General features: G+C 69.3%; 4 protein-coding genes. All 4 read left to right on the top strand.

What is annotated here, in order from left to right:
* Nucleotides 1-121 precede the first annotated feature (121 nt).
* Nucleotides 122-826 carry a response regulator transcription factor gene (locus GPA_RS13905; protein ID WP_015540256.1) on the top strand — a complete coding sequence of 235 codons (705 nt, stop codon included), beginning with the start codon at nt 122-124 and terminating at the stop codon, nt 824-826.
* A gap of 244 nt (nt 827-1,070) precedes the next feature.
* Nucleotides 1,071-1,982: an ATP-binding cassette domain-containing protein gene (locus GPA_RS13910; RefSeq protein ID WP_041239690.1), complete on the top strand. Its 912-nt coding sequence runs from the start codon at nt 1,071-1,073 to the stop codon at nt 1,980-1,982.
* Nucleotides 1,975-2,847, top strand: a complete 873-nt coding sequence (locus tag GPA_RS13915; RefSeq protein WP_231847658.1) for an ABC transporter permease — start codon at nt 1,975-1,977, stop codon at nt 2,845-2,847. The genes GPA_RS13910 and GPA_RS13915 overlap by 8 nt, the downstream gene beginning before the upstream one ends.
* A gap of 3 nt (nt 2,848-2,850) precedes the next feature.
* Nucleotides 2,851-3,523: sensor histidine kinase (locus GPA_RS13920; RefSeq protein WP_049784174.1), on the top strand; the 673-nt coding region annotated here is incomplete at its 3' end.

Raw genomic sequence — 3,523 nt, forward strand, 5'->3', positions numbered from 1 at the left:
GAACGCGGATGCGGGGCTTGTGCGAATGCGCGGGCGGGCCGGTACGGGGCCGGGGCGGGAACGGGAGAAGGGCGAGGAAAGAGTGGCGCCCCGCCAGACCCGGTTGAGCTACAATACGCGTATGGAACACGCAGCCCGCATCCTCGTCGTCGAGGACGACGACGACATCAACAACGTGGTGGCGGCCGCGCTCGCGCGGGCGGGCTACGCCTGCGCGCAGGCGTTCTCGGGAAGCGAGGCGCGGCTCCTGCTGAAAGCGGGGGCCGCCGCGGGCGAGGCGCCGTACGACCTCGTCATCACCGACCTCATGCTACCGGGCTTCTCAGGCGAGGAGCTCGTGCGCGAGATACGCGCGCGCAGCGACGTGCCCGTCATCGTGGTGTCGGCGCGCGCCGACACGGGCGACAAGGTGGAGCTTCTGAAGCTGGGGGCCGACGACTACCTGGCCAAGCCCTTCGACCTCGACGAGCCGCTCGCGCGCGTGTCCGTGCAGCTGCGCCACGCCTCCCGCGGGGCGGGGCGCAGCTCGGGCACACTGCGGTTCAAGGACTGGGTGCTCGACGCCGAAGCCCGCACGCTCACAGCCGCCGGCGATCCCGTAAGGCTCACGCGCCTGGAGTTCGGCATCGTGGAGGCCCTCGTGCGCCGGCCCAAGAAGGTGTTCACCAAGCGGGAGCTGTTCCAAGCGGCCTGGAACGAGGAGGCGTTCGTGGAGGAGAAGGCCGTGAACGTGCATGTGAGCAACATCCGCGGCAAGCTCAAGCCCTCCGGCACCGACGGCTACATCGAGACGGTGTGGGGCATCGGCTTCAAGCTGGCCGAATGAGGCGAGACAGGGGCGAGACAGGGGGACGGGCGAGACAGGGGGACGGGGATAACGTCACGTTCCCCTTCGTTTCGCCCAGTTGCAGCGCATCGCGGAACGTGACGTTATCCCCGTCCCCCTGTCTCGCCCCTCGCACGTCAAACTTAGCACTTTCTTAACGGTTTCGAAGCGAATTGCTGAACGCCTTTTCCGTATCGTGGTTGGCAGTCGGAGAACGATCCGACGATCGGAAAGGAGCGGGAACGTGAACGTGATCGAAACCAACGGGCTCTCGAAGGCCTTCGGCAGCAAGATGGCCGTCGACCAGTTCGACATGCATGTGGGCCAAGGCGATATCTACGGGTTCGTCGGCCGCAACGGGGCGGGCAAATCGACGGTGATGAGGATGCTCGCGGGGCTCGCCGCACCCACGGACGGCGAGGTGCGCGAGTTCGGCATGCAGCCGCGCGAGGCGAGCGCGAGCCGGCGCATCGGCGCGCTCATCGAGTCGCCGGGGCTGTACGGCTCCATGAGCGCAACCGACAACCTCATGATGAAGGCGCTCGCGCTGGGCCTGGCCGACCCCAAGGACAAGGTGCGCGACCTGCTGGACCTCACCGGCCTGGGCAGCGTGGGCTCCAAGGCGACGAAGAACTTCTCCATGGGCATGAAGCAGCGCCTGGGGCTCGCGCTCGCGCTCTTGGGCAGCCCCGACCTGCTGCTGCTCGACGAGCCGCTCAACGGCCTGGACCCCGAGGGCGCCCGCGAGATCCGCCGGCTCATCATGCGCCTCAACGACGAGCGCGGCATCACCGTGGTGGTGAGCTCGCACGTGTTGGAGCAGCTGGGGAAGATGGCCACGCGCTACGGCGTCATCCGCGAGGGCCGCATGGTGCGCGAGATGTCCGCCGCCGAGGTCGACCAGGAATGCAGCGATTTCCTGCAGCTGGAGGCCGCGAACCCGACGCTCGCGCTGGCCGTGCTGCAGGAGCGCTTCGCGGGCCTGCGCTTCCAGTCCATGCCCGACGGCGCCATCCGCGTCTTCGGCGGCGCGGACGCGGGAGCGGTGGGCGCGGCCCTGAACGAGCAGGGCATCGCCGTCCGCGGCTTGTACGCGCACCGGCGCGACCTGGAGGAGTTCTTCGTTGAGATGATGGGGGCTGAGTACCGTGGCTAATATTCTGAGGATGGACCTTTACCGGCTCGTGCACGGCAAGTCGCTGTGGATATTCCTGGCCGTCATCACGGTGCTGGCCGTTATCAGCGCAGCCACCATGGCCTACATCACCGATCCCGCGTTCGTGCAGTCGATGCAGGCAGCCAGCGCAAGCGGCGCGCCGACGGGCGTGCACATCGGCTTCTCGAACGGAAGCGGCCCGAGCGCGGACGACCTCGCCGAGACGAATGCCCTGGTGGCGCAGCTTGTCCAGGGCATGACGCCGGAGGCGCTCGTCGGCAACGTGTTCCTCGGCGGAGGCGGGCTCTCCTGCCTGTTCGTCGTGTTCCTCGCCATCTTCCTTGCCGCGGAGTTCGAGAGCGGCTTCAGCAAGAACGTGTTCACCGTGCAGCCGAGCCGCCTCGCGTTCCTCGGCGCGCGCATCGTGGAGATACTCGTGCTCGCGGCGCTGTTCACCGTGATGATCGTCGCAGCGACGCTCGCCACGGCCGCCGTGACGGGCCTCGAGCTCGCGTCCTCCCCCCTGCCCGACTTCGCGCTGTGGGGCGTGCTCGTCGCGGTCGTGGCCGCGGGCTTCGGCATGCTGACGGCGCTTGCGGTGTGGGCCACCCGCAAGATGGCGGCGGGCATCGGCATCGGCATCCTGCTGGCCTCGGGCCTGGTGACGCTGGGGATCCAGGAGCTGGGCATGCTGATTCCGAGCATCTCGTTCCTCGCCGACTACACGCTGTCGTCCTGCATGGGCTCGCTCTCCCTCGGGCTCGGCGGTCCCCTCGGCGCGGGGCACATCGCGCTCGTGGGCGCGGCGTTCATCGCCGTCGCCGGGGCGCTCTGCGCCCTGGTCCTCAAGAGGAAGGACGTCTAGGCCATGGAAGCCGCGGTCGTTCTGCTCGCCGTCGCCGTCGTCGCGCTCGCCGTCCAGCTTGCCCGCTCGGAGGCGCAGCTGCGGGCCATTGCGCGGTTCCTCGTGAACCGGGAGTCGGCGAGCAACGCCCGCGTCGCGCTGTCCGTGCGCACGCGCGGTTTTGTGCAGCTGGCGCAGGCGGTGAACCGGCAGATCGACCGCCACCAAGGCGAGCGCGTCGCCGCCGAGGAGGCCAAGCGCGAGCTGCGCCGCGGCCTCACCTACCTCTCGCACGACATCCGCACGCCGCTCGCAGGGACTCAGGGCTACGCGCAGCTGCTGGCGGCCGAGGAGGACGAGGCCCTGCGCGCCCGGTACCTGGACGTGGTGTCGCGCCGCCTGGACGACGTGGGCGGCCTGCTGGACCAGCTGTACGCCTACGCCCAGGTGCAGGACCCCGACCACCGCATCGAGCGCGAGCCCGTGGACGTGGGCCAGGTGCTCGCCGAGTCGCTGGCCTCGCTGTACGGCCAGTTCAAGGAGCGCGGGTGGGAGCCCGGCATCCAGCTTGCCGACGAGCCGCTCGTGGCCGACTCGAACGCCGACGCCCTCGCCCGCATCTTCCGCAACCTCGCCGTGAACGCGCTGCGCTACGGGTGCGAGCCCCCGCGCATCGTGCAGGAGGGACGCACGGTCG

Source organism: Gordonibacter pamelaeae 7-10-1-b, from assembly GCF_000210055.1.
GTDB classification, from domain to species: Bacteria; Actinomycetota; Coriobacteriia; order Coriobacteriales; family Eggerthellaceae; genus Gordonibacter; species Gordonibacter pamelaeae.

Excerpts from the sequence above, each read along its gene's own strand:
- GPA_RS13905 (WP_015540256.1), top strand. The coding sequence starts at position 122 with ATGGAACACGCAGCCCGCATCCTCGTCGTCGAGGACGACGACGACATC.